At 63.5% G+C, this 26,882-nt stretch carries 24 protein-coding genes; 16 read left to right on the top strand and 8 right to left on the bottom strand.

The features are described 5' to 3' along the window. Nucleotides 1–18: 18 nt before the first annotated feature. From QN397_RS02425 to QN397_RS02440, 4 genes are all read right to left on the bottom strand, one after another. Nucleotides 19–1,605 carry an ABC transporter substrate-binding protein gene (locus tag QN397_RS02425; protein WP_187054462.1) on the bottom strand — a complete coding sequence of 529 codons (1,587 nt, stop codon included), beginning with the start codon at nt 1,603–1,605 and terminating at the stop codon, nt 19–21. A 55-nt stretch (nt 1,606–1,660) separates the two neighbouring features. Next, a complete protein-coding gene (locus QN397_RS02430) occupies nt 1,661–2,944 on the bottom strand; it encodes a M20 aminoacylase family protein (protein ID WP_323499948.1) in 1,284 nt (427 codons plus the stop codon). Next, complete coding sequence (locus QN397_RS02435; RefSeq protein WP_323499949.1) at nt 2,944–3,924, bottom strand: ABC transporter permease; 981 nt, start codon at nt 3,922–3,924, stop codon at nt 2,944–2,946. Before QN397_RS02435 ends, QN397_RS02430 begins: the two co-directional genes overlap by 1 nt. Before the next feature lie 164 nt (nt 3,925–4,088). Next, nucleotides 4,089–5,399, bottom strand: a complete 1,311-nt coding sequence (locus QN397_RS02440) for a porin (RefSeq protein WP_323499950.1) — start codon at nt 5,397–5,399, stop codon at nt 4,089–4,091. Between the two features lie 283 nt (nt 5,400–5,682). Between QN397_RS02440 and coq7 the strand changes: the two genes are divergently transcribed. Continuing rightward, nucleotides 5,683–6,321 (top strand): 2-polyprenyl-3-methyl-6-methoxy-1,4-benzoquinone monooxygenase, encoded by a 639-nt coding sequence (coq7, locus tag QN397_RS02445; RefSeq protein WP_323499951.1) that lies wholly within the window; start codon nt 5,683–5,685, stop codon nt 6,319–6,321. 15 nt (nt 6,322–6,336) lie between these two features. Here coq7 and QN397_RS02450 read toward each other — a convergent pair whose 3' ends face one another. Continuing rightward, the gene (locus QN397_RS02450) at nt 6,337–6,786 is read right to left on the bottom strand and encodes an OsmC family protein (RefSeq protein WP_323499952.1); all 450 of its coding nucleotides are present in this window, start codon (nt 6,784–6,786) and stop codon (nt 6,337–6,339) included. A gap of 233 nt (nt 6,787–7,019) precedes the next feature. On the opposite strand from QN397_RS02450, the gene ilvA reads away from it, so the two are divergent. Then, nucleotides 7,020–8,564: a threonine ammonia-lyase, biosynthetic gene (gene ilvA, locus QN397_RS02455; RefSeq protein WP_323499953.1), complete on the top strand. Its 1,545-nt coding sequence runs from the start codon at nt 7,020–7,022 to the stop codon at nt 8,562–8,564. Nucleotides 8,565–8,582: 18 nt separating this feature from the next. Here ilvA and QN397_RS02460 read toward each other — a convergent pair whose 3' ends face one another. Further along, complete coding sequence (locus tag QN397_RS02460; protein ID WP_323499954.1) at nt 8,583–9,092, bottom strand: hypothetical protein; 510 nt, start codon at nt 9,090–9,092, stop codon at nt 8,583–8,585. A 21-nt stretch (nt 9,093–9,113) separates the two neighbouring features. On the opposite strand from QN397_RS02460, the gene gspG reads away from it, so the two are divergent. The 14 genes from gspG to QN397_RS02530 all read left to right on the top strand — a co-directional run bounded on the left by gspG (nt 9,114) and on the right by QN397_RS02530 (nt 24,306). Then, nucleotides 9,114–9,587: a type II secretion system major pseudopilin GspG gene (gene gspG / locus QN397_RS02465; protein ID WP_323499955.1), complete on the top strand. Its 474-nt coding sequence runs from the start codon at nt 9,114–9,116 to the stop codon at nt 9,585–9,587. Then, a complete protein-coding gene (locus QN397_RS02470) occupies nt 9,562–10,113 on the top strand; it encodes a pilus assembly FimT family protein (RefSeq protein WP_323499956.1) in 552 nt (183 codons plus the stop codon). The genes gspG and QN397_RS02470 overlap by 26 nt, the downstream gene beginning before the upstream one ends. Continuing rightward, nucleotides 10,110–10,487 (top strand): type II secretion system minor pseudopilin GspI, encoded by a 378-nt coding sequence (gene gspI, locus QN397_RS02475; protein ID WP_187054453.1) that lies wholly within the window; start codon nt 10,110–10,112, stop codon nt 10,485–10,487. Before QN397_RS02470 ends, gspI begins: the two co-directional genes overlap by 4 nt. Beyond that, a complete protein-coding gene (locus QN397_RS02480) occupies nt 10,487–11,140 on the top strand; it encodes a PulJ/GspJ family protein (protein WP_323499957.1) in 654 nt (217 codons plus the stop codon). Before gspI ends, QN397_RS02480 begins: the two co-directional genes overlap by 1 nt. Next, on the top strand, nt 11,137–12,282 hold the full coding sequence (gspK, locus tag QN397_RS02485; protein WP_323499958.1) for a type II secretion system minor pseudopilin GspK: 1,146 nt from the start codon (nt 11,137–11,139) through the stop codon (nt 12,280–12,282). Before QN397_RS02480 ends, gspK begins: the two co-directional genes overlap by 4 nt. A gap of 136 nt (nt 12,283–12,418) precedes the next feature. Further along, on the top strand, nt 12,419–13,627 hold the full coding sequence (gene gspL, locus QN397_RS02490; protein WP_323499959.1) for a type II secretion system protein GspL: 1,209 nt from the start codon (nt 12,419–12,421) through the stop codon (nt 13,625–13,627). Beyond that, nucleotides 13,624–14,211, top strand: coding sequence for a type II secretion system protein GspM (gene gspM, locus QN397_RS02495; protein ID WP_323499960.1), 588 nt, complete (start codon nt 13,624–13,626; stop codon nt 14,209–14,211). Before gspL ends, gspM begins: the two co-directional genes overlap by 4 nt. A gap of 29 nt (nt 14,212–14,240) precedes the next feature. After that, complete coding sequence (gene gspN, locus QN397_RS02500; protein ID WP_323499961.1) at nt 14,241–15,047, top strand: type II secretion system protein N; 807 nt, start codon at nt 14,241–14,243, stop codon at nt 15,045–15,047. A 2-nt stretch (nt 15,048–15,049) separates the two neighbouring features. Further along, nucleotides 15,050–17,296: a type II secretion system secretin GspD gene (gspD, locus tag QN397_RS02505; protein WP_323499962.1), complete on the top strand. Its 2,247-nt coding sequence runs from the start codon at nt 15,050–15,052 to the stop codon at nt 17,294–17,296. Nucleotides 17,297–17,313: 17 nt separating this feature from the next. Next, a complete protein-coding gene (locus QN397_RS02510; protein WP_323499963.1) occupies nt 17,314–18,705 on the top strand; it encodes a GspE/PulE family protein in 1,392 nt (463 codons plus the stop codon). A gap of 80 nt (nt 18,706–18,785) precedes the next feature. Further along, nucleotides 18,786–20,018, top strand: coding sequence for a type II secretion system inner membrane protein GspF (gene gspF, locus QN397_RS02515; protein ID WP_323499964.1), 1,233 nt, complete (start codon nt 18,786–18,788; stop codon nt 20,016–20,018). A 13-nt stretch (nt 20,019–20,031) separates the two neighbouring features. Beyond that, nucleotides 20,032–20,931, top strand: a complete 900-nt coding sequence (locus QN397_RS02520) for a 5'-nucleotidase (RefSeq protein ID WP_323494775.1) — start codon at nt 20,032–20,034, stop codon at nt 20,929–20,931. Between the two features lie 83 nt (nt 20,932–21,014). Beyond that, nucleotides 21,015–22,355: an argininosuccinate synthase gene (gene argG / locus QN397_RS02525; RefSeq protein WP_323499965.1), complete on the top strand. Its 1,341-nt coding sequence runs from the start codon at nt 21,015–21,017 to the stop codon at nt 22,353–22,355. Between the two features lie 97 nt (nt 22,356–22,452). After that, nucleotides 22,453–24,306: an ABC transporter ATP-binding protein/permease gene (locus QN397_RS02530; protein WP_323499966.1), complete on the top strand. Its 1,854-nt coding sequence runs from the start codon at nt 22,453–22,455 to the stop codon at nt 24,304–24,306. A gap of 13 nt (nt 24,307–24,319) precedes the next feature. Here the strand turns inward: QN397_RS02530 and queC are convergent, their stop codons facing one another. Both queC and QN397_RS02540 read right to left on the bottom strand, forming a co-directional pair. Beyond that, nucleotides 24,320–25,024: a 7-cyano-7-deazaguanine synthase QueC gene (gene queC / locus QN397_RS02535; RefSeq protein WP_323499967.1), complete on the bottom strand. Its 705-nt coding sequence runs from the start codon at nt 25,022–25,024 to the stop codon at nt 24,320–24,322. Between the two features lie 260 nt (nt 25,025–25,284). Continuing rightward, nucleotides 25,285–26,847 (bottom strand): hypothetical protein, encoded by a 1,563-nt coding sequence (locus QN397_RS02540; RefSeq protein ID WP_323499968.1) that lies wholly within the window; start codon nt 26,845–26,847, stop codon nt 25,285–25,287. Between the last annotated feature and the right edge of the window lie 35 nt (nt 26,848–26,882).

Raw genomic sequence — 26,882 nt, forward strand, 5'->3', positions numbered from 1 at the left:
CGATGCGGAAATCGACGTTTACGGCTTGATGCTCATCCACTTGAAGGGCATGTAGTTGTCGGCCATCTGCGTGAGTTCGACCTTCTTGCTGACACCCCACGCCAGCGCTTGCTGGTGCAGCGGCAGATGGCCGACGTCGTCGGTATGTAGCGCAAAGGCTTCCTTGATCATGGCGTCGCGCTTTGGCTTGTCGGTCTCCGACTGGATCTTCTTGGTCAGCTCGTCGACCTTCGCGTTGCAGTACGCACCCAGGTTGAACTGGCCCGCGCCGGTCTTGTCGTCCGGGCAAGCCATCAGCGCGGTCAGCGCGTTGTGCGAGTCGTACGTGGTCGGGGTCCAGCCCAGCAAATAGAAGCTGGTGTCGCGGCGCAGGATCTTCGGGAAGTAGGTTCCCTTGGTTTCGGTCGCGAGGTTGACCTTGACGCCGATGCGCGCCAGGTTGGCGGCCACGCTCTGGCAGATCTGTCCGTCATTCACATAGCGGTCGTTCGGACAGTTCATCGTCACTTCGAAGCCGTTGGGATAGCCGGCGTCCGCCAACAGCTTCTTGGCGGCTTCGATGTCGTAAGGCAAGCGCTTGTCTTGCTCGGCGGTCCAGCCGTTGATGCCGGGACCGACCATCAACGCGGTGGGGCGCGAAGCGCCGCGCATCACCGTGCGCTGGATGCCGTTGATGTCGATGGCTTGATAGAAAGCCTGGCGAACGCGCTTGTCCTTGAACGGGTTCTTGCCCTTGACGCTCGAGTAGAGCAACTCGTCGCGCTTCTGGTCCATGCCGAGAAAAATCGTGCGCAGCTCGGGGCCGGCAATGACGCGGGCGTTGGGGCTGGCGTTGATGCGCGCCACGTCCTGTACTGGCACCGGCTCCATCACGTCGATTTCACCCGAAATCAACGCGGCGACCCGTGTGGCGGGATTCGAGATGGGCGTGAAGATGACCTCCTGCACATTGCCTTCGATCTTTCCCCAGTAGGTCGGATTCCGGGTGAACACCGTGCGCACGTTCGGCTGGCGTTCGCGCACGCGGTACGGGCCGGTGCCGTTGGCCTTGAACGAGGCGGTGTTCTCGATGCCCTTGCGGCGGTCCACAGGCGTTGTCGCCTTGTTGTCCTCGCACCACTTCTTGCTCATGATCATGAGTTGGGTGATGACGTCCGGGAGGATCGGGAACGGGCCCTTGGTTTCAATCTCGACGGCAAAGTCGCCATCCTTGCGCACTTCCTTGATGTCGGTGGTGTTCGACTTCATGTCCGAGCCCTCGCCGGACGCCCGCGCGAAGCTGAACAGCACGTCGTCGGCCGTGAACGGTGTGCCGTCATGAAATTTGACGCCCTTGCGCAGTTCGAAGCGCCAGACCGTGGGCGACGTCTGCTTCCAGCTCGTCGCGAGCAGCGGCGCCACCGTCAGATCTTTGTTGCGGCCGACCAGGGTGTCGTACACATTGGCATCGGTACTTAGCTGCAGCGACTCGTTCAGCGAGTGCGGATCGAGCGACAGTGCATCGCCCTGGTTCGCGATGCGAATGGTCTGCGCGTTGGCCAGCAAACTGGTGGCGGTCAGCGTGAACAGCGCTGCCGCTGCGAGCATATTTCGCTTGAAACTCATGGGGGGAAAACTCCTCGGGTTTGGGAAACGGATGAAAGAGATGAACGAGGTCAAGTCAGTGAGCTGACGATGATGCAGCTTTTTGGTGCACATCGGAGTTCACGCTTTCCTTGATAGGTGCCTTGGTATGGGACACCTCTGCAAGGGGCATGCCCTGCTCGACCAAGCCGGCATGAAGCGCGGCGCCGAGCGGCAATATCTCGTCGTTGAAGTCGTAGCGGCTGTTGTGCAGAAATGCGCCACCCTTGGCGTCCTGGCCGATGCGCAGATACGCACCGGGCTTTTTCTGCAACATGAAAGAGAAGTCTTCGGCGCCCATGCTGGGCTCCATGTGGCGCTCGACATTGCGCGCGCCGACGAGGCCCTGCGCCACGTCGCCGGCAAACAAGGCTTCTGCCACCGTGTTGACGGTGGCGGGGTAAATGCGCTCGAAGGTGACGGTCGCCGTGGCGCCAAAGCCTGCTGCCACCGCACGACACAGCTCGCCAAGCCGTTGCTCGATCATGGCCTGAACCTGCGCGCTGAAGGTGCGCACGGTGCCCACCATCACAGCCTTGCCAGGCACCACGCTCATCGCACCCATGTCGCCTGCCTGCATCGCGCAAATGCTGATGACCGCAGAGTCGATCGGCCTTACGTTGCGCGAGACGATGCTCTGCACCGCCGTGATGATGTGGGCCGATACCAGTACCGGATCGACCGTGAGGTAGGCATGCGCACCATGACCACCCTTGCCTGTCACCTCGATGGTGATGCGGTCGGCGGCCGCCATCATCGCGCCGCTGTTGATGCCGATGGTGCCGACAGGCATGGCCGGCCAGTTGTGCATGGCATAGACCGACTGCACCGGGAAGCGGTCGAACAAACCGTCCTCGATCATCACGCGCGCACCGGCGTAGCCTTCTTCGCCGGGTTGAAAGATGAGTACGGCGGTGCCGTCGAAGTTGCGCGTCTCGGCAAGGTAGCGGGCGGCACCGACGAGCATTGCGGTGTGGCCATCGTGGCCGCAACCATGCATCAGGCCCGACTTGGCCGAACGCCAGGTGAAATCGTTGTCTTCCTTCATGGGCAGCGCGTCCATGTCGGCACGCAGACCGATCATGCGTTTGCTGGCAGTCGAGCGACCGCGGATTACTGCGACCAGTCCGGTCTTGCCGATGCCGGTGTGCACCTCGTCGACACCACAAGCCTTGAGCGCCTCATGGACGCGGGCGCCGGTGTATACCTCTTCGAAGCCGAGTTCCGGATGCACGTGGAGGTCGCGTCGGAAGGCGGCGATCTCCGGATAGAAGTTCGCGATGTGGGCGAAGGCACGCCCGGAAACTTGCAGGCGTGACATCAATGTCCCCCAAGAGTCGAGATGCGCAGCCTCGGATCGACTGCGAAGTACATGAGGTCGACGATCAGGTTGATCGTGACGAAGATGAGTGCGATGAGGCAAAGGTACGCCGCCATCACCGGAATGTCGGCATAGGTCACGGCCTGGATGAACAGCAAGCCCATGCCGGGCCACTGGAATACCGTCTCGGTGATGATCGCGAAGGCAATCAGCGAGCCCAGTTGCAGACCCGTGATGGTGATGACAGGCACCATAGTGTTGCGCAGCGCATGACCGAAGTGAATCGCGCGGTCGGACAGGCCTCGTGCCCGCGCGAACTTGATGTAGTCGGTGCGCAGCACCTCGAGCATCTCGGCACGCACCAGCCGCATGATGAGCGTGAGCTGGAACACCGCCAGCGTGATCGCCGGCAATATCAGATGACTCCAGCCATCACGCGAGAAAAGACCGGTCGACCACCAGCCGAGCTGCGTGACCTCACCGCGGCCGAAGCTCGGCAACCAGCCGAGCCAGACCGAGAAAACGAGGATCAACAAAATACCGATCAGGAAGGTCGGCAACGAGACGCCCAAGAGCGACAGCGCCATCAGCGTCTGGCTACCCCACGAGCCGCGACGCAGTGCCGCATAGACGCCCATCGGCAGACCAATGGCGAGTGCCATCACCGCAGCGACCAGTGAAAGTTCCAGCGTGGCGGGCAAGCGCTCAGCGATCAGCCGCGACACCTTAGCGCCCTGCCGCAGGCTGAGGCCGAATTCACCTTGCGCCGCGTTGATCAGGAAGTGCCAGAACTGCACCGCGAAGGGTTTGTCGAAACCCAGGTCGATGCGCAATTGCTGGATCTGCTCGGGCTTGGCGTCTTGCCCGAGCAAGAACACGACCGGGTCACCCACGTACTGGAACAGCAGGAAGGCCACGAAAGCCACGACCACCATGACGATGACAGCCTGGAACAAACGGCGCAGAACAAAAACGAGCATCAGTAAGGCATCAACGAGGGTGAAGGAGAGAAAGGCAAAGCGCCTTGCGGAATGACGTGCAAGGGCTGTGCCGGCCTATGGCTAGAGACACAAAAAAAGCCACTCGACTTGCGTCGAGTGGCTTTTATCGTTTTCAAACTTGAACTGGCAAGGCCAGTGTCAAATTAGAACGAGTGGCGAACGCCGAAGTCGTAGCCCAACGAGCTGCGCTGGGTGTAGCCAGCAGGCGAATTGCCCACGCCACCGGTTGGGTTCGTGCCATTGCTTTGAGTAATGGACTGGCCGCCGAGGACTTGGCTGTTTTGGCCGTCTGTGATCTTCAGCTTTGCGATCGTAGCGTACAGTGCGGTGCGCTTCGAAAGGTTGTGCACGTAGCCAAGCGCCAGCTGGTTAGCCGTAGAGTCGAAGTTCGACGTGCTGAAGAAGTTTTGAACGTTGACGACAGGCGTTGCGCCGTTGCTGAACTTGACACGCGAGTACGAAGCGCGAATCAGGCCTGCACCGACAGGAACAGTCACACCCACCAAGGCACCGTTGTACTTGTCGGTCTGGCTCGTGGTCACGAAGTAAGGAAGACCTGCGAGCGCAGCGGAGGTGCCCAGCTTGTTCTTGTCCTTAGCTTGCGACAGTTCAGCGAACAACTTTGCAGGACCGAAGTCATACGAAGCGCCAAGGTTAAGGGTGTCGATCTTGCGCTGTTGGCTGTTACCGACCACGAGGCCAGTCACGACCGAAGGGGTGTCGGCAGCCGTGCTTTGGCCGTAGGCAACTGCCACGTCCAGAGGTCCATTGGCGTAGCCGAAACGACCGCCGACATAGCGACCCTTTTGCGACTGATCGAGACCGCTGTTCTTGACGGTTTCCGGCAGTGCGTACTGCACTTGGCCGTAGAAACCACCCAGGTTTGGCGGCAGGAAGTAGCCGATAGAGTTGCTGGTACGAACGTACGTATCGCCGACGGAGCCACCTGAAGCAGCACCTGGGCCACGCAACACAGCCAAACGGAGGTTCGAGCCGAAGATTGCGCTAGTACCGACGCCGTTGGTGCCGAACGGATCAAAAACGGTGTCATTCCAGAACGTGGCGGTGTAGTCACGACCCAGGCGAACTTCACCGAAACCACCGGACAAGCTCACCGTCGAACGACGGTTGAAGTTGCTCAGAGCCTTGGCACCGTCGTCATTGGACATGCTCGATTCGAGCCAGAAGCTGGCAGCCAAGCCGCCGCCGAGGTCTTCCGTACCACGGAAGCCGATCCGGCTGGAGTTGTAGCCGGAGTTGCCCAGAACGGTCTGGCTTTGCTTGATGCCGGTAGGAGTGACGAAAGGCGCCACTGCGAACGGGTTGGCCAACTCGGCTTTGGACGAGTAATGGCTGACCGAAGCGTCGACCACACCGAACAGCGTGACGGACGACTGAGCCGAGGCAATACCGGCAACAGCCAGGGCAGCCAAAGCAACTAGAGATTTTTTCATTGCAAGTTTCTCCAAGGTTAAACATAGGGCTCCGGTGCGGAGGGTTCACTGTGCTTGTGCACTTTTGTGCTCCCACCGGACCCCGGGCCAACCTCCTTTTGGGAAGTTGTTGCTATTGCACCAGAGCAGCCGCGACAGGGCAAAACAATTCGCCCGAAAAGTCAGCTGGCCCGCGCGTTTCGTTGCACGGGTGCAACAAAGGACTGAAAGCCTCCTCGATGCCGTGATGTGAAATAGAAAGTGCACAACGGCGAGGTGATTGCTCTTCGGTTCAAATAAGGTGATGAGTTCGACCCTTGACCCTCTTTTAATTGCAGCTGACGCAGCACTTCGGACCCTTTTTGCCACGCCGTACGCGACGCGACCCATCCCGTCGGCGGCAGCGAGAGATGCTGCTCCAGTCGCACTAACCGACATCGAGCGGCGCGAAGCCGGCGCGCTGATGCGAGTGAACCATGTCGGCGAGGTCTGCGCTCAGGCGCTTTATACGGCACAGGCCGCCGTCACCAAGGACAAAAGCCTGCGCGATCACTTCCTGCACGCCGCTCGCGAGGAAACCGACCACCTGGCCTGGACGCACGAACGGCTGGAAGCATTGGGCGCGCGGCCGTCGCTGCTCAATCCGCTCTGGTATGCGGGCGCTTTCGGGCTGGGCCTGTTGGCGGGCCGCCTTGGCGATCGCTGGAGTCTGGGCTTCGTTGCAGAGACGGAAAAGCAGGTCGAGGCCCATCTCAACGGCCACCTGGACCGTCTACCGGCAGCTGATCGCGAATCGCGCGCAGTGATCGTGCAAATGAAGATGGACGAAGCGCGCCACGCAGCAGAGGCATGGAGCGCCGGCGCCAAGGAACTGCCCGCGCCTGCCAAGGGAATGATGAAGCTCGTATCACGGGTGATGACGACAGTCGCGCATCGCATATGAGAAGGTCTGGGCCGATCAGGTCTCGATCAGGTCGAAACTGGTCGTGATCTCAGCCGTCTTGCCAAGCATGATGGTCGCAGAGCAATAAGTGTCGTGGCTTAGCGCGATGGCACGCTCGACCGCAGAGGCTGGGATGCCTTTGCCGGCGACGGTGAAGTGCATATGAATCGTTGTGAACACTTTGGGATCCTTCTCAGCCCGCGTGCTGGTCAGCTTGACGCTGCAACGCTCGACCTTGTGGCGCCCACGCTTCAAGATCAGTACCACGTCATACGCAGTACAACCACCGGTGCCAGCCAGAAGCGTTTCCATCGGACGCGGCGCCTGATTGCGCCCACCGTTTTCAGGTTTCGTCTCGTCCACTGCGCCGTCCATTGTCAAAACGTGGCCGCTGCCGGTTTCTGCGACAAAGCCCATTGCCGATTGCGCGCCGGCATTTCCAGTCCAGCTCACTGTGCATTCCATCGTCGTAGCTCCATAAGGTCGGGGTCGCAGGCAAAAAAATCACACTGCAAGTTGGTTTGTGTATGCGAAAAGCGTCGGTCGCTTGTTGCAATGCAACAAACTGTCGATATACTTTATTTCATCGCTTCCGCAAGGACGCACCGGTTGTCTCCTCCACCCTTCCAATTGGTGGATTTAGCCCCGAGTCGCAAGACCCGGGGCTTTTTTCTTGGGCGCACTATGATCGCGGCCCCATGCCCACCTCGCTCACTCCCGCCGACTACCTGAAGAAGATCCTGACGGCACGCGTCTACGACGTGGCGGTCGAATCCGCGCTGGAACCGGCCAGGGCGTTGAGCGCTCGTCTCGGCAACACGGTTTTGCTCAAGCGCGAGGACCAGCAACCCGTGTTCAGCTTCAAGCTGCGCGGCGCGTACAACAAGATGGCGCACTTGAGCGCCGAGCAATTGGCAAGCGGCGTGATCTGCGCTTCGGCCGGCAACCATGCGCAAGGCGTGGCGCTGGGGGCGCAAAAACTCGGCGCACGCGCGGTGGTGGTGATGCCGGTTACCACGCCCGAACTCAAGGTGAACGCAGTGCGCGCGCTGGGCGGTGAAGTGCATCTGTACGGCGACAGCTACTCTGACGCCTATGCGCATGCGCTCGAACTGCAAACGTCACAGGGCCTGACTTTCGTCCATCCGTTCGATGACCCCGATGTCATTGCCGGCCAGGGCACCATCGCCATGGAAATCCTGCGCCAACATCAGGGTCGACTCGATGCGGTGTTCGTCGCCATCGGCGGCGGCGGCTTGATCTCCGGCGTGGCCAACTACATCAAGGCCGTTCGGCCCGAGATCAAGGTCATCGGCGTGCAAATGAGCGACTCCGACGCGATGATGCAATCGGTCGCAGCCAAACGACGCGTGACGCTTGTCGACGTGGGGTTGTTCTCCGATGGCACGGCCGTCAAGCTGGTCGGTGAAGAGACTTTTCGCATCGCTGCTGACTTGGTCGACGAGTTCATGACAGTCGACACCGACGCCGTGTGCGCCGGCATCAAGGATGTGTTCATCGACACGCGCAGCATCGTCGAGCCAGCTGGCGCATTGGCCGTGGCTGCCGTCAAACAATATGTGGAGATGCACGGCACGCGCGGCGAAACCTACGCGGTGATCCTGTGTGGCGCCAACATGAACTTCGACCGGTTGCGCTTCGTCGCGGAACGGGCCGAAGTCGGCGAAGAACGCGAAGCACTTTTTGCCGTCACCATTCCTGAAGAGCGCGGCAGCTTTCGCCGTTTCTGCGAACTGGTGGGCGAGGTGCCGGGAGCATCACGCAACGTCACCGAGTTCAACTACCGCATCAGCGACGCCAGCGAGGCGCATGTGTTCGTCGGCCTCACGACCTCGACGCGTGGCGAATCGAAGACGATTGCCGACACCTTCGTCGCGCACGGGTTCGGCACGATCGATCTCACGCACGACGAGTTGGCCAAGGAGCACATTCGCCACATGGTCGGCGGCCGGACAGGGCTCGCGCATGAAGAACGACTGCTGCGCTTCGTGTTCCCGGAGCGGCCGGGCGCTCTGTTGAAGTTCTTGAGCCTGATGCGGCCGAACTGGAACATCAGCCTGTTTCACTACCGCAACCAGGGCGCCGACTACGGGCGCATCCTGGTCGGGCTGCAGGTGCCAGCGGCAGACCACGGCGCCTTCAACGAATTTCTCGAGACGCTCGGCTATCCGTATGTCGACGAAACCACCAACCCGGTCTATCGGTTGTTCCTGAAGGCTTGAAAGCGGACGCGGACGCGCTCAGTTCGCGTCTGGCAACGAGAGCACTTGCGGCGGCAACAGCACGGCGAGCGGGCGCGTCGGCATCTGCAGCGTGAAGGCCGGCGCAGCGGTACCGGCTGCGCCTAACGTTGCCGCGCGCGGGCCGACTGACTGCAGCACATAACCCCCGGCTGAGCGGCCACCCACGCTGCCACCGACGCGGAACGGCCGAGGCGGCTTGCCATCGACCGCAATCAGCGCCACGCCCTGACCATCGGTGTCGGCCACGACACCGAGCAGAGCGAAACGGCTGGCCGCATCGGGTGTTGCGGTAACCACCGGGTCGGTCGACACGCCGCCGAAAAAGCGCGACAAGGTCGTCGAATCGACCGCGACAATGGCCGGCCCACCGACCGCTGGCGGCGGCGCTGCATCGGCCGGCGCCGTGAGTCGCAGGCCCCAGAAAACGATGCTTGCGGCAGCGGCGCCCCACAACACCACAGTAGCGGTCGCGGAGGGCCAACGGGCGGGAGCGTAGGGAAGTGCCATGGGGCCGCATTATCATTGCTCATGACCTTTTTGACCCGCTCACCCCGTTCCTTCGTGCGACATCTGCAGCGCCGTCGGCAGCAGTTCTTGCAGCGTGCATTCACGCTGATCGAGTTGATGGTGGTGCTGGTCATCATCGGCGTGCTGGCGGCGCTGATCGTGCCGAACGTGATCGAACGGGCCGACGATGCGCGCGTCACGGCGGCCAAGACCGATGTCAATAACCTGATGCAGGCGCTCAAGCTGTATCGCCTGGACAACCAGCGCTACCCGACGGCCGAACAAGGGCTGCAGGCGCTGCTGGTGAGGCCCACGGCGGGGCCTGCCGCGCCCAACTGGAAGCCGTATGTCGAGAAGCTGCCCAACGACCCATGGGGCCGCTCCTACCAGTACATGAATCCGGGCATCAAGGGCGAAATCGATGTGCTCTCGCTCGGCGCCGATGGCCAGCCCGGTGGCGAAGGCAAGAATGCCGACATCGGCAGTTGGCAATAGCCGCTGCGGCCGCTACAGCCGCAACCTGCACAGCGGCTCCGGCGGCGCTGGCGGCCAAATCGGCTGCCAGCGATCCGGTCTGCGCGCGACCGGCTTCACCTTGCTCGAACTCATCGTCGTCATCGCGATCATCGCGCTGGCGACCGCCGGTGTCGGTCTGGCGCTTCGCGATTCGGGCCAGGCCACGCTCGACCGCGAAGCCGAGCGGCTTGCGGCCTTGCTCGAATCGGCGCGCGCGCAGTCACGTTCCAGTGGCACCGCAGTGCGCTTCCGGCCGACACCCAATGGCCCGGAAGCATTCGTGTTCGACGGGTTGCCGCCGGGCGCCTTGCCGACCAGCTGGATGAGCACCGGCATGCACGCGCAACCGGTCGCGACCGACGGCACCGCCGCGGTCGCATTGCTGCTGGGGCCTGATCCGATCATTGCGGCGCAACAGCTTTTGTTGACGGCCGATGGTCCACCGGCGCGCACGCTGCGCATCGCGACCGACGGGCTACGCCCTTTCTCGGTGAGCGCGCCATGAGGTCATGTCGATCGAACGGAAGCTCTCGCGGCTTTACCCTGATCGAAGTGCTGGTCGCACTCGCCATCGTCGCCATCGCACTGGCTGCGGGCACGCAAGCCACCATGGCCTTGACTCGCAATGCGCAACGGCAATCCGACGTGTTGCTGGCTCAGCTTTGCGTAGAGAACGAACTCGTCAAGGCACGGCTCGCCCGCGTGATGCCGCCCGTCGGGGAGGCCGGCTCCGTGTGCACCCAGGCCAACACCAGCTTCGGCATGACGGTTTCGACCACGCAAACGCTCAACCCCAACTTCAGGCGCGTCGACGTGCAGGTGCGCGACGCGACCGAGGCCACGGTGCTTCGGGTGTCCACCGTGGTCGGGAGGTACTGATGCGCAAACCTTCCGCCGCAGGCTTCACGCTCATCGAGCTGATGGTCGCCATCGCGGTGATGGCGTTGCTCGCAATCATGAGCTGGCGCGGCCTCGACGGCATGAGCCGCGCGCACGAACAAAACCGCGCGCGCGGTGACGCCGTGCTCACACTGCAGACCACGCTGTCGCAATGGAGCGCCGATCTCGATGCAACGATCGCGCTGTCGCAAACGCATCCGATCGACTGGGACGGCCGCACCCTGCGGCTGACGCGGCGCGGCCCCGATCAGGCACAGCCCGTGGTGTACGTGGTCGCATGGACGGTGCGCAGCGACACCGATGGCGTCCAGCGCTGGCGCCGTTGGCAATCCGCCCCCTTCGTGACGCGCACGGAGTGGCAGTTGGCGTGGGATCGCGCGGCCAGTTGGGCGCAAGGCGGCGGCAGCGATGCCCGTGGTGCCGATGTGGCGCTGATGCCATTGCAGAACTGGCAGATCGCTTACTTTCGCGACAACCTGTGGACCGCGGCCGTGACCAGCGAAGCGCTGGGCACCGAGAACCCGGTGCCCGACGGCGTCCGGCTGGTGCTCGACTTGCCGCCCGGCCCGGCACTGGCGGGCCAGCTGGTGCGCGACTGGGTTCGTCCGACCGCGAACGTGCCCAAGTCATGAGAACCCGTTCGACTTTGGCCTTGCGCCACGCGTCGTTCTCGCTGGTTCGCCAACGCGGGGCCGCGCTGCTGGCGGCGATGCTCACCGTGACGCTGGTCGCAACTTTCGCTGCCGCCGCACTTTGGCAGCAATGGCGCGCCACCGAAGTCGAAGCCGCCGAACGCAGCCGGGTGCAGGCGGCGTGGGTACTGATCGGCGCGCTCGACTGGTCGCGCCTCATCCTGCGAGAAGACGCGCGTGCCGGTGGCCCCGACTCGCTCGCCGAACCGTGGGCGGTGCCGCTGGAGGAAGCGCGGCTTTCGAGCTTTCTGGCAGACGACAAGAACATTGCAAGCGATGCGCTCGAAGGGCTGCCCGACGCCTTTTTGTCGGGCCGAATCATCGATGCGCAATCGAAGCTCAACGTGATGAACCTGGTGTCGGGCGGCAAGCCGGTCCCGGCGTCGGTGGCGACATTTTCTAAGCTGTTCGAACTGCTCGGACTGCCGGCGCAGGAGGTGGGCGTGCTCGCTGCCAACCTGCAGCGTGCGGCGCCCGCCACGGTCTCAGCGACGGCTGCCAGTGCCAATACGACGCAAGGCGCGGCGGCCGCGACGGCAGCCATTGCGACGGCCAACGTCGCAGGCAGTTCGGGGAGCGCCGGAACGACCGCAGCAAGCGGTGGCACCGCGAGCACCACAGGTGCAACCGGCACCAGCGATCCCAACGGCCCGCTGTTACCGCAACGCACAGGCCAGCTCGTATGGCTTGGCCTGTCGCCATCGACCGTGACTGCGATTTCGCCCTATGTGACGATCCTGCCGGTCGGTACGCCGCTCAACCTCAATACCGCCACCGCCGAGGCGCTGTTCGCCAGCGTGCCCACACTCGACTTGGCCGGCGCCAAGCGGCTGGTCGCGCAGCGTACGCGGAACCCATTCAAAAGCGTGAGCGACGCGGCTGCCCTGGTGCAGCAGGGCTCCTCGGAATTCAACGACATCCAGCACAGCGTCGGCACCCGGTTTTTCGAAGTCGAAGGCCGTCTGCGAATCGACCGCACCTATGTCGAAGAGCATTCCTTGCTCCAGCGAGACGGCGTCGAAGTGAAGCTGGTATGGCGCGAACGTGGCGCCGGCGCCACGGCTGTGGCCGGCAAACCATGAACACTGCGGCCACTGTCACCTTTCTCAGTTAAAAAAAGCTGGACCGCCCGTCATGGTTGCCCGCGGCGCTATCAAATTCGTAGCGATATCCATCAGTCAACTCCTACAATAGACGCCCTGATTCAAACGCCGATTCATGCCTCAGTTACTGGTTGTTGCTCCCCTATCACCCGCCGCGGCCAGCGCTGAACTGGCGTGGGCGGCGTGGTCGAACGACGGGCGGCGGCTGCGTGCGCAGGGCAGCGCACTCCCCGCGCTGCTGCCGTCCAGCGATGAAGTGACGCTGTGCGTGCCGGCCTCGATGTTGTCGTGGCACCAGCTCACCCTGCCACCGGGCAGCCTGAGCGGCGCAGTGCGGCTGCGCTCGGTGCTCAACGGCCTGCTCGAAGACCGGCTGCTCGACGAGCCCGAGCTTCTCCACTTCGCGCTGGAGCCCGGCGCGCGCGCGGGCGGCTCGGTATGGGTCGCCGCCTGCAACCGCATCTGGCTGCGCAGCTGGGTGCAGGCGCTCGAAGCCGCCAACCGGCGCATCGCCCGCATCATTCCTGAATTCACCCCGCAGCCGGTCGGCGCAGCAGCCATGCTGGTTGCGACCGGCGAACCCGGCGCGGCGCAACTCACCGTCTGCGATACGGCGGGGGTGTCGGTGCTGCCGCTCGACAGCGCCAGCCTCGCGTTGATCGGGCCCTTGCCGGAGGGCGCCGCGTTGCTGGCCGAACCCGGCGTCGCGGAGTTGGCCGATGGCCTTTTCAATCGCCGCGTGCCGATCGTCAAGCCCGCCGAGCGCTGGATGCAGGCCAGCAACTCGCCGTGGGACTTGGCGCAGTTCGACCTCGCCTCGACCGGCCGCGCGCGCGCCAGCAAAAAACTGGCATCGATCACGCAGGCGCTTCTGCGTGCACCGCGCTGGCGAGCCGCCCGCTGGGGCGCCGTCGTGCTTGTGATGGCGCAGCTCTTCGGCCTCAACGCCTGGGCCTGGAAAGAACGCAGCGCACTGGATGCCAAGCGCAGCGCGGTACGCACGGTGCTGACTCAAACCTTTCCCTCGGTGCAACTGGTGGTCGATGCGCCGCTGCAAATGGCGCGCGAAGTCTCCGCACTGCAGCAGGCAACCGGCGGTGTGGCCGGCGCCGACCTCGAACCGATGCTGGGAGCACTGGCAGCCAGCCTGCCGCCGGGTCGCGTGCCCACGGCGATCGACTACAGCGCCGGACAACTCCGGCTGCGCGGCCTGGGCTTGCAGCCGAGCGACGAAAACAGCCTGGCCACCACGCTCTCGGCACGAGGCTACAGCGCCCGGCTCGAAGGCGACTTGCTGCTGGTGCAAGCGGAGGCGACCCGATGACGTGGTTCGATTCCCTCAACGAACGCTGGCAAGCCTGGTGGCCAGACCTTCCGCCGCGCGAGCAACGGCTGGTGATCATCGCGGCGACGGTCGTTGCGCTGGCGCTGCTTTGGTGGGTGGCGCTGGCGCCGGCACTGCGAACGCTAGCCTCTGCGCCCGCGGAACACGCACAGCTCGACGCTCAACTGCAGCAAATGACGACCTTGCAAACGCAAGCGCGAGCGCTCCAGTCGCAGCCCCGTTCCAACCGGGACGACGCGTTGCGTGCGCTCGAAACTTCGGTCCGCCAAAGCCTCGGTGCTAACGCACAACTGCAGACTGGCGGTTCCAACGAAGGCGTTACCGTGCAGGTGCGCGCTGCGCCCGCCGAAGGTCTGGCGCAATGGTTTGGCCAGGCTCGCAGCAACGCACGTGCCGTGCCGCGAGAAGCACATCTGACACGCGCACCCGGCGGCGGTGGCGCCACGCCGGGCGCTTTCGGCCAGACCGGGTCGTCCAACGCTGCTGCTTCTGCAGCCGCGGCTGCAGAAGCAGCCAGAGTCCGCTGGGACGGCACCCTGGTCATGAGCCTTCCGGCACGCTGATTGCGTCTTTGATCGCATCGTCCAACACCATGGCCACCCGCCCCCGCTCCACCCTTGCGCCAGAGACCGCCGTCATCGGCTGGCGCTGGGCGCTTCTGGGTTCGGTGCTGGGCATTGCGATGGCTCTCGCGCTGTTCGCACCGGCCCGCTGGCTGGCCGCCAGCCTCGCGCAGTGGAGCAACGGGCACCTCGAGCTGGTCAACCCACGCGGCACGGTGTGGAACGGCACGGCCGGCGTGGTGTTTTCCAGCGGTGGCGGCGGGGCGGAGTCGATCTCGCTGCCAGGCACGCTGGCGTGGACGCTGCGGCCGCGTTGGAACGCCATCGCCGGTGCGCTCGACATTCCTTGTTGCGCCGCGCAGTCGTTGCGCTTCATTGCCGCGCCGCATGCCAACGGCGTGCAGGTCGACTGGCAAGACGGCCAGTCGCGCTGGCCCGCGGCGCTTCTGAGCGGCTTCGGCGCGCCCTGGAACACGCTCAAGCCCGAAGGCGTGCTCGACCTGTCGACCCGCGCCTGGTCGATGCGCTGGGACGGCCCTCGACTCGCGATGGCTGGCCGCGCCACGCTGGCAGCCACCGACATTTCATCCAGCCTCTCGACACTGCGGCCGATGGGCAGCTACCAGTTGCTGCTCGACGGCGGTCCGGCACCGACGTTGCTGCTCACCACGCGCGAAGGCAGTCTGCAATTGAGCGGCAGCGGCCGCTGGAACGGCAAGGCGTTTCGCTTCGACGGCGAGGCCAGTGCCGCCGCCGGCCGCGAAGACGCGCTTTCGAATCTTTTGAACATCATCGGACGGCGCACCGGCGCTCGTTCGCTCATTACTTTAGGTTGACCATGAAGCACTTGTCTTCGCATGGCGTTCGCATCGGTCTGGTCGCACTCGCGGCGCAGATTTTGATGGCGGCTTGCATTCCATCAGCGTTCGCGCAAGACGTTGCGGGCCCGCGCCGCGGCGAGCCGATCACGCTCAACTTCAACAACGCCGAAATCGAGTCCGTAGCGCGCACGCTGGCCGTCGTCACCGGCCGCGACGTGGTGGTCGACCCGCGCGTCAAGGGCACCATCAATCTGCAAACCGATCGGCCGATCTCGCCGGCCGCCGCCTTCAACCAGTTCGCTGCCGCATTGCGGCTGCAGGGCTTTGCGATCGTGCAGGCCGACGGCCTCTACAAGATCGTTCCCGAAGCCGACGCCAAACTGCAAAGCAGCGCGGTGACAACGTCGACCAGCGCCACCTCGACGCTCTCTGGCAACCAGATCGTCACGCAGGTCTTCAAGCTCAACTACGAGTCGGCGGCCAACCTGCTGCCGGTGCTGCGCCCGCTCATCGCGCCCAACAACACGATCAATGTGAACCCCGGCAACAACTCGCTGGTCATCACCGACTATGCCGAGAACATGCGCCGCCTGGCGCGCATCGTGGCCGCACTCGACGTGCCGAACGCCGGAGATGTCGACATCATTCCGCTCAAGCATTCGGTCGCCACCGACCTGGTGCCCCTGGTCACGCGACTGCTCGAAGGCACCGGCTCGCAAGGCACGGCGCCCGGCACGGTCGACGCGTCGTTTCGCACCACGCTGCTGGCCGAACCGCGCAGCAATGCCATCATCGTGCGGGCCGCGAATCCGGCGCGCGCGCAGCTCGTTCGCACGCTGGTCGACAAGCTCGACCGCGCGCCCATCGACAGCGGCAACGGTGCAGCTGGCAACATCTACGTCATCTACCTCAAGAACTCAGACGCGGTGAAGTTAGCCGCCACGCTACGGGCTGCGCTGTCGACCGAAGCGCGCGGTGGCAGTGCTGCGGGTGCGTCGTTTCCCAACGCGACGGGTATTCAACCGGTGTCGCAGGTGCAACCTACCCAGGCCGGCACGTCGGCCGCCAACACACCGCTCAACAACACCAACCAGCCGTCGACCGGCGGCCAGATCCAGGCCGATCCGTCGACCAATTCGCTGATCATCACAGCGGCCGAGCCGCAATACCGACAGATTCGTGCGGTCGTCGACAAGCTCGACAGTCGCCGTGCACAGGTCATGATCGAAAGCCTGATCATCGAAGTGAGCGCCACCAAGGCGGCGGAGTTTGGCGTGCAATGGCAGAGCGCGCTGGGCGGCAGCGGAGAAAACGTCGGGGTGCTCGGCACCAACTCGAGCCTGGGCGGTCAGAACATCATCGACCTGGCCGTAGGCATCGCCACCAAGAACGCGGCAACGCGGCCTTCTACCGGCATCAACTTCGGCATCGGCCACAAGATCAATGGAAAGTACGTGCTCGGCTTTCTGGCGCGCTTTCTTGAAAGCAACGGCGAAGGCAACACGCTGTCCACGCCCAACCTGCTGACACTCGACAACGAGGAAGCCAAGATCGTGATCGGCCAAAACGTGCCCTTCGTGACCGGCCAGTACGCTAGTACTAATGGCAATACGTCGACCATCAACCCGTTCACCACGGTCGAGCGCAAGGACGTTGGCCTGACATTGCGCGTGCGGCCGCAGATCAACGAGAACGGCACCGTCAAGCTGGCGATCTTCCAGGAAGTGTCGAACGTCGATCCGGCTACGCGCACCGACATCAATGGCCCGACCACCAACAAGCGTTCGATCGAATCGAATGTGCTGGTCGAAGATGGCAGCATCGTCATGTTGGGCGGCCTGCTGCAGGACGACTACTCGCGATCGAACGAAAAGGTACCGCTGGCCGGCGACATTCCGATCATCGGCAACCTTTTCAAGAGCGAAACCCGCTCGCGCAACAAGACCAACCTGATGATCTTTCTGCGTCCGGTCGTGATTCGCGACGGCGCTGCCAGCGAAGCCTTTGCCTACGATCGCTACGACGCGATCCGGGCGCAGCAAATCGCCGTTCAGCCCGAAAGCAACTTGGCACTGCGCGGCGTAAGCGAGGCGCCTTTGCTTCCCGAACTGCCACCGTCGAAGCTGGGCAACACCCGCATAGAAGGCACCCGCCTAATACCTCCACCGCTGGTGAACGAGAGCTTCAAGCCGGTCGCGCCCAGCCCCTTGCGCGGTGCCTTGCCGCCGACCGCGGATCCGACGAGCACACGCGAATTGCCCTGAGATAAATTGGCCTCCTGATGCGCTACCCCCTGCCCTACGCGTTCGCTCGCGGCCAGCAACTGCTGCTCGAAGAGGCCGACGACGGTGCCTACACGTTGTGGATGCCGCAGGCGCCACCGCGCAGTGCGGTCGGCGAGGTGATGCGCAAGTACGCCGTCAAGACCTTCGAAGCGTTGCCGGCCGGCCAGCTGGCGCAACGCATCAGCGCTGCCTATGCGCAAGGCGAATCGAACGCCGCCGCAGTGGTGAGCGAAGTGCAGGGCGACGCCGACCTGTCGAGAATGATGCAGGAGCTCCCGGCGGTCGAAGACTTGCTCGAAAGCGCGGGCGACGCGCCCATCATTCGCATGCTTAACGCGCTGTTGACACAGGCCGCGCGCGACGGCGCCAGCGACATCCACATCGAGCCGTACGAGCGCACCTCGTCGGTCCGCTTTCGCATCGATGGCACGCTGCGCGAAGTGGTGCAGCCCAATCGCGCGCTGCATGCGGCGCTGATCTCGCGCCTGAAAATCATGGCGGACCTCGACATCGCCGAAAAGCGCCTGCCTCAAGATGGCCGCATCAGCCTGCGCATCGGCACCCGTGCAGTCGACGTGCGCGTGTCGACGCTGCCCTCGGCGCACGGCGAACGCGCTGTGCTGCGGCTGCTCGACAAGACCGAAAGCAAGCTCACGCTAGAGGCTGTCGGCATGCAGGGCGGCACGCTGGCGCGCTTCGAGCAGCTCATCGGCCAGCCGCACGGGATCATCCTGGTGACGGGACCGACCGGCTCCGGCAAGACCACGACGCTGTACGCCGCACTCGGCCGACTCGACGCCGGCCGCAGCAACATCATGACGGTCGAAGACCCCATCGAGTACGAGCTGACAGGCATCGGGCAAACGCAGGTCAACGCCAAGATCGAACTGACTTTTGCCAAGGCCTTGCGCGCGATCCTCCGGCAGGACCCCGACGTGATCATGATCGGCGAGATTCGCGATTTCGAGACTGCGCAGATCGCGATCCAGGCGTCGCTGACAGGACACCTGGTGCTGGCGACTTTGCACACCAACGATTCGGTGAGTGCGGTGACGCGGCTGACCGACATGGGCGTCGAACCGTTCCTGCTCAGCTCGTCGTTGCTCGGCGTGCTGGCGCAACGACTGGTGCGAAAGGTCTGCACCGTGTGCACCGGCGCCGGCTGCGAAGCTTGCGGCCAAACCGGCTACCAGGGCCGCACCGGTATCTTCGAACTGCTGGTCGCCGACGAAACGGTGCAGTCGCTGATCCACAGCCGCGCGCCCGAGAGCCAGCTCTTCGTCGCTGCCGAGCGCGGCGGCTTGAGGTCGATGCGCGAGGACGGGGAGCGACTGGTGCAGGCCGGGGTGACGTCGCGGGCAGAACTGTTGCGGGTGACGCGAGACTGAGGACGTCTCGCCGGGCACGACGCATGCCGCCTGCAAACACTGACAATGCGAACTAGCGAACTCTCGCCACCTATCCGCTCATGCCTGCCTATTCCTTCGAAGCCATAGACCAGCAAGGCCTGGCCCGCAAAGGCGTGCTCGAAGCCGACACCGCCCGCAGCGCCCGCGGCCTGCTCCGCGCGCAATCGCTCATCCCGCTGACCGTCACATCCGTCGGCAGTGGCGGGGCCGATGCACCATCGTCCAGCGGCTGGCGCCGCGCATTGGCAGGCGGGCGCATCTTCAATTCCACCGCCCTGGCCATCTGGACGCGGCAACTTGCAGGATTGATCTCTTCCGGCCTGCCGCTGGAACGCGCCCTCACCGCGCTGACTGACGAGGCCGAAAGCGAACGACAGCGCAATCTGCTGGCCTCGCTGCGGGCCGAAGTCAACGGCGGCTCGCCCTTCGGACGCGCCCTGTCGCAGCATCCTCACGAGTTCTCGCCGATCTACACCGCGGTGATCAGCGCCGGCGAGCAGAGCGGCAACCTGGGCATGGTGCTGGAGCGACTTGCCGACGACCTTGAACAAAGCATGGCGTTGCGGCAAAAGCTGGTCGGCGCGGCGCTGTACCCGGCCATCGTCACGCTCGTAGCGATCGCCATCGTGATCTTTCTGGTCAGCTACGTGGTGCCGCAAGTCGCAAACGTGTTCGCGGGCACCAAGCGCGCACTACCGTTTTTGACCGTCGCAATGCTGGGCCTGAGCGCGTTCGTTCGGAACTATGGATGGGCCATGCTGGTGGCGATCGCCTTCATCGTGTTCAGCGCACGGCTCGCTTTGGCCCGCGCGGCCTTCCGCGAAAAGTTCGATGCCGCGTGGCTCAACCTTCCATTGATCGGCAAGCTCGCGCGTCAGTACAACGCGGCGCGCTTTGCCAGCACGCTGGCCATGCTCACGACGGCCGGCGTGCCGATCCTGAAAGCGCTGCAGGCCGCTTCCGAAACGCTGAGTAACACCGCCATGCGCGCCGATGCGCTCGATGCCCTGGTGCTGGTGCGCGAAGGCGCGCCGCTGGCTTCGGCGCTGGCGCAAAAGAAACGCTTTCCCGGCATCGTCTCGATGTTCGCGCGGCTCGGCGAGCAAACCGGCACGCTGCCGCTGATGCTGCAGCGCGCCGCCAACCAGCTCGGCGCCGAGGTCCAACGGCGCGCGATGCATCTGGCGACCATCCTGGAGCCACTGCTGATCGTGGCGATGGGCGGCGTCGTCATGCTCATCGTGCTGGCGGTGCTGATGCCGATCATTCAGCTCAACCAGTTCGTCAAGTAGCAAGCGACAACCCATGGCCGTCACCCTGGACGACAAGCTCGTCGTCGCCATTTCTTCCCGCGCACTCTTCAATCTCGAGGAAGAAAACCGGCTGTTCGATTCGGGCGATCCCGAGGGCTACATGAAGCTGCAGTTCGAGCGGCTCGACGTGCCGGCCCAACCCGGCATCGCGTACTCGCTGGTGCGCAAGCTGCTGCGCTTCAACGACGACGGCGTGCAGCGCGTCGAAGTCGTGATCCTGTCGCGCAACGATCCGGTGTCGGGCATGCGGATTTTCAAGTCGAGCGTGGCGGCCGACATCAAGCTGCAGCGCGGCGTGTTCACTCAGGGGCGGCCGCCGTTCGGCTATCTGCGGCCGCTGCGTGCCCACCTGTTCTTGTCGGTCAACGCAGAAGACGTGCGTGAAGCGCTCAACGCCGGCTTTCCTGCGGCGCGCGTGCTGGTCGAATCGGTCAAGGCGAGCGACGCCTACCCGGACGAAGTGCGCATCGCTTTCGACGGCGACGCGGTGCTGTTCAGCGACGAGGCCGAACGGGTGTTCCAGAGCCAGGGGCTCGATGCGTTCCAGGCGCACGAATCCAGCAAGGCTGAACTGCCGCTGCCCGAAGGCCCGTTCAAACCATTGCTGGCCGCGCTGCACCGGTTGCAACACGCCGGCAATGTCGACATGCGCATTCGCACTGCGCTGGTGACGGCGCGCAGCGCGCCGGCGCACGAGCGCGCCATTCGCACGCTCATGAAATGGAACATCCGCGTCGACGAAGCGATGTTCCTCGGTGGCCTGCCCAAGGGCGAGTTCCTGCGCGAGTTCGAACCTGATTTCTTTTTCGACGACCAGACCGGCCACGTCGATGCGGCGGCACGCCATGTGCCGTCTGGCCATGTGTCGAGCGGCATCAGCAATCCGCACTGAAAAACCGCCGAAAATAACGCGTTCGGTTTTCCTCTTTCCGCGTGCTACGGCACCCTGAGCCCACCTTCTGCCCCACGTTGCCCATGTCCACCATCCTCCAAGACATCCCCGCCGGCCAAAAAGTCGGCATCGCCTTCTCCGGCGGACTCGACACCAGCGCTGCCTTGCTCTGGATGAAGCAAAAGGGTGCGCTGCCCTATGCGTACACGGCCAACCTGGGCCAGCCCGACGAGCCGGACTACGAAGAGATCCCGCGCAAGGCGATGGAGTACGGCGCGATCCAGGCGCGGCTCGTCGACTGCCGCACGCAGCTGGTCAACGAAGGCATCGCCGCGCTGCAGGCCGGTGCCTTCCACATTTCGACCGCTGGCGTCACCTACTTCAACACGACGCCGATCGGCCGTGCGGTCACCGGCACGATGCTGGTCGCGGCCATGAGGGAAGACGACGTCAACATCTGGGGCGACGGCAGCACCTACAAGGGCAACGACATCGAGCGTTTCTACCGCTACGGCCTGCTCACCAACCCGTCGCTCAAGATCTACAAGCCGTGGCTCGACCAATTGTTCATCGACGAACTGGGCGGCCGTGCCGAGATGTCGGCCTTCATGACCCAGCACGGTTTCGGCTACAAGATGTCGGCTGAAAAAGCCTACTCGACCGACTCCAACATGCTGGGTGCGACGCACGAGGCCAAAGACCTGGAGCACCTGTCGAGCGGCATGAAGATCGTCAATCCGATCATGGGCGTGGCCTTCTGGAAAGAGACCGTCGAGGTCAAGACCGAGGAGGTCACGGTGCGCTTCGAACAAGGCATGCCGGTGGCGCTCAACGGCGTGAGCTATGCCGACCCGGTGTCGTTGCTGCTCGAAGCGAATCGCATCGGCGGCCGCCACGGTTTGGGCATGAGCGACCAGATCGAAAACCGCATCATCGAAGCCAAGAGCCGCGGCATCTACGAGGCACCCGGCCTGGCCTTGCTCTACATTGCGTACGAGCGACTGGTGACGGGCATCCACAACGAGGACACCATCGAGCAGTACCGCATGAACGGCCTGAAACTCGGCCGCCTGCTCTACCAGGGCCGCTGGTTCGACCCGCAGGCGATCATGCTGCGCGAGACGGCGCAGCGCTGGATCGCCAGCGCCATCACAGGTGAAGTGACACTGGAACTGCGCCGCGGCAACGACTACTCCCTGCTGAACACCGATTCGCCGAACCTCACCTACAAGCCCGAGCGCCTGAGCATGGAAAAGGTAGAGGGCGCTTTCTCGCCGCGCGACCGCATCGGTCAGTTGACCATGCGCAACCTCGACATCATCGACACGCGCGACAAGCTGATGACTTACGCGCGCACCGGCTTGCTGGCGCCGGGCTCGACGCCCGTTCTGCCAAAGCCGAAGGCTGAAGACAAGCCCGACTGAAGCACTGCGCTTCAGGGCCGCTTAACTTTGGCGCGAGACACGGCGCTAGGATGCCCGCACCGCGCGTACCGACGCGCTTCACGATGATGGCGGTTCGATGTCTTCTGCTTCTTCCACTCTTCCCGCAACGTCGCTCGCGGAGCCTTCTCGGTCTTTCCTGCAGACGCTGCGGCGCATAGGGCGGCTGTCGGCGCCTTACTTTCGCTCCGAAGAAAAGTGGAAGGCCTGGGGCCTGTTGATCGGTGTCGTCGCGCTGAACCTCGGCACTGTCTACGTGACGGTGCTCATCAACGACTGGAGCCGCGTGTTCTACGACGCGCTGCAGGCCAAGAACCAGCCGGTGTTCTGGACGCAGCTGCTGCGATTCACCTACATCGCGATGGCCGGCATCCTGGTCGCTGTCCTCAAGTTCTATTTGACCCAACTCCTGCAGGTGCGGTGGCGCGCTTGGATGACGCGCAGCTACATGACGCGCTGGCTCGCCAACCACACCTTCTACCGGCTCGAGCTCGCGCGATATTCGGCTAGGAACACGGTCGATGGCGCGCAAACTGCCAACCCCGACAACCCCGACAACCCGGACCAGCGTATCCAGGAAGACATGCAGCTCTTCACCGACTACACAGTGACGCTGTCGATGGGCATCCTGAACTCGGTCGTGACGCTGGTCACCTTCATCGGCATTCTGTGGGGCCTGTCGGGTCCGCTGGCGTTCACGCTGGGCGGGCAGAGCTTCTCGGTGCCGGGTTACATGGTCTGGGTCGCGGCGATCTACTGCGCCGTCGGCACGACCATCACGCATTACATCGGGCGGCCGCTCATCGGCCTCAACTTCCGTCAGCAGCGCTTCGAAGCCGACTTCCGGCATCACCTGATCCGGGTGCGCGAGAACAGCGAAGCCATCGCGCTCGATCGTGGTGAAAAGGTCGAGCACGGCCAGCTCGACACGCGCTTCTCCAGTGTGCTGCGCAACTACCTCTCGCTCATCAAGCAACAGAAGAACCTGGTGGCGTTCACCGCATCGTTCGGCCAGTTGTCCGTGGTGTTTCCGTTCTTTCTGGCGGCGCCGCGGTTCTTCAGCGGCGCGATCCAGTTCGGCGAGCTGATGCAAATTTCTCGCACTTTCAGCACGGTGCAGGACTCGCTCTCGTGGTTCGTCGACAACTACGATCGGGTCGCAGTTTGGCGCGCCACCGCCGACCGGCTCTCCACCTTCGACGACGCCATGCGCGCGCACGCAGAAACGCAGGCGCCGGTCGCGCGGCAGCCCGGCTCGCGCCTGCACACCGACAACCTCGACGTGGCATTGCCCGACGGCACCAAGCTGTTGCATCACACCGCGCTGACCGTGCAGCCCGGCGAGAGCGTGCTGCTGCAGGGCCCGTCGGGCAGCGGAAAGTCGACGCTGTTCCGCGCCTTCGCCGGCATCTGGCCCTTTGCCGTCGGCACCGTGCACGTGCCAACCAACACGATGTTCATTCCGCAGCGGCCGTATGTGCCGGATGGCAGTTTGCGCGATGCGCTGACCTACCCGAACCTCGCCTCGGACTACGACGACGACGCATTGCGCCAGGCGTTGAATGACGCGCTGCTGCCCGAGCTCGCAAAGCGGCTGGACGACAGCGACGCCTGGAGCCAGAAGCTCTCCGGCGGCGAGCAACAACGCCTCGCCATCGCGCGCGTGCTGCTCAAGAAACCGGCATGGCTGTTCGCCGATGAGGCCACCAGCGCGCTCGATGCCGAGGCAGAGGCCGTGTTGTACAAGCGGCTAGCGGCCACGGTGCAGGCAGCGGGTGGCGCCATGGTCTCGATCGCGCATCGACCTTCGGTTGGCGATCACCACAAGCAGCGCTGGACGCTGGTGCCGCAAGCTGAGGGCACTGGATCGGAAGGCAAAGCGCGCTACCGATTGAGCACCGATGCAGGAAGCCTAGCCGGCGCTGCCGCGTGAGTTCGTCGACTGCTCAGTCGCGGACGACGTAGCGCTCCCACCCGTTCTTTCGAAGCACGCACGCCGGGCAGGTGCCGCAGCCGTAACCCCAGGCGTGCCGATGCGTGCGCTCGCCGAGGTAGCAGGTGTGCGTCTCTTCGACGATGAGTTCGACCAGCGGCAAGCCGCCGAGGCGCTCGGCCATTTGCCAAGTCTCGGCCTTGTTGATCCACATCAACGGCGTCTCGATGACCAGGCGCCGCTCCAGGCCGAGCGACAGGGCCAGTTGCATCGCCTTCATGGTGTCGTCGCGGCAATCGGGGTAGCCGGAAAAGTCGGTTTCGCAAACTCCGGTGACGATCACTTGGAGTCCGCGCCGGTAGGCCAGCGCACCGGCGAGCGTGAGGAACAGCAGGTTGCGGCCGGGCACGAACGTGTTCGGCAAGCCGTCGGCCTGCATCGCGAAAGCGACCTCTTCGGTGAGCGACGAGCCTCCGAGTTGAGCCAGCGCGTCGATCGTCAGCAAATGGTCTTCGCCGAGCCGCGATGCCCAGCGCGGAAAGCACTCGCGCAGTTTCGCCAGAATGCTGCCGCGCATATCGAGCTCGATGCGGTGGCGCTGGCCGTAATCGAAACCGAGTGTCTCGACCCGCTGGTACTTCGAAAGCGCGTCGGCGAGGCAAGTCGTCGAGTCCTGGCCGCCGGAAAAGAGAACGAGTGCGGTGGTGTGGAGCGGCATGTTCGTGAAAGGTATGGTGGACGATCGGCGCCGTGCATGGCACGTCGACTGTGCGCCACGCCTCGTGGCCGGCTGGCCTGATTTTCGCAGTCACGCAGGTTGTGCCGTTTCGACTGACTGTCGAACCGTTTTGCCTTGATGAACAAGAAATCCTGGAAAGCTTTCCAGTTGGCACTGGCACCGATCACACACGACGAGGTAGCGAAATTCTGTCTTCCATAGGCATACCCGGCTCAGTGCAGGCTTTCGACTAGTCTGCTTCAGGAAGTTGTTTTGACAATGGCGCCACTTCGGAGTCGATACCATGTGCCAAAACGGTTGTCGTATGCCGGCTCGTACATCTCCTTGATCGTTATCGGTAATATGCCGCCCCCGTGATAGGTCATACGGTCTCTCTCTTTGCTCAGATAAATGAGCTTCGGCTTTTTCTCGCGAATCTCGCTGACTACCTGTTCCAACTGGCGAGCAAGATAAAACGTTGAGCCATTGATTTCAATCACCGGCCGACGTTGCAGCATGAAATGCATCCTCGCATCACCCCATACAACGATACGGTCCTGCTCGCCGGCAATGCCTCTCACAGCCTCCACGGACTCTTTGTACTCTGACAACCGAGCATCGAGCGAATTGTCCAACGCGCTCTGACTGGCCGCAGTAAAGGGCATCGCAGCAAACACCTTCACTACTTTTCGGCCCAATGGCCATCCGAAGTTAGTCAGTACGCTGATGATCATCAGCGCAATGGCGGCTTGTCGATAGCGCAGATTCTTCGTGGAACCAAGACGGTACAGTGCATCGACGAAGCCCAGTGCTGCGAGTACGCCGAGTGGCAGGAAAAGCAGGTCGAAGTGATAGTCCCAGAATGAAAGCACCTGCATGGGGATGACAATCATCGCCCCTGCACACCACGCGGTACAGAGCAACTCCAGGCGCGACCGATGCCGCAACCCGTTGAAGGCAGCCCATGCGGCCCAGGGAACCAACGCAACCGTGCCGATAAGGAACCAGCGCGTCGAACCCAGGAGCCTGAGTATGGTGTTGTGCTCGTACTCTCGCACTGCGATCCCGGGATACACGAAGGCCGTCCAGAGCGCCTCGGTCAAGGTGCCATTGAGTTGCATCCAGATCACCACCGGCAACAACGTAAGGAGGCAACCCGCGACCATCGGTGCCACTCGCCACCTGATCAAACTACCTCCATCTATCCTGTCTTTCCACTTGGCGTGGGCGATTGCCGTCACGATCACGGCCATGGGCAGAATAACCAGCATGGTTTTGAACAACGCAACGATTGCAAGCATCGCGCCGGCAATCGCGTAGCGCCCTGCCGTCGCGCGTTCTTTGCCTGGCTTCGATTCGACACCGACGCACCACAGCACGACCGCGATGGGGCCGCCCACAATCCATTCGACCTGTGAAAACTGGTTGATGGAAGCCCGACCGTAGAAACTCGCGAAACCGAAGCACGGCGCAAGGACGGCTGCGAGTGCGCCTCGCTGTCGCACAGCCGCCCACAGAACGCCGGCAACACAGAGAGACCAGAGAACATCCATCCAGCGCAGGCCGACTGCATCGAAGCTGAAGATCGATCCGACCGCCAAGTACCACCAATAGATCCCAGGCTGCTTCATATCCCAGAACTCGCGGTACATCTGTGCGCCATCGGCCATCTCGCGCGCCGCGTACATGAAAAGCGCCTGGTCTTCATTGAACGGGTAGTGCAAATGAAGCATCGTCAACAAAAGTACCACTGCCAGCACGATCAGGACGCTTTCCCCGCCCGTTGCAGAACTGCGCCTGTGCGCCGTATTGATATTGTTCATTGCTTATTCGAATCTTTGCAAAAGGAAATTGTGTT

The sequence above is a fragment of the Variovorax sp. RTB1 genome, assembly GCF_035018765.1.
GTDB lineage: Bacteria > Pseudomonadota > Gammaproteobacteria > Burkholderiales > Burkholderiaceae_C > Variovorax.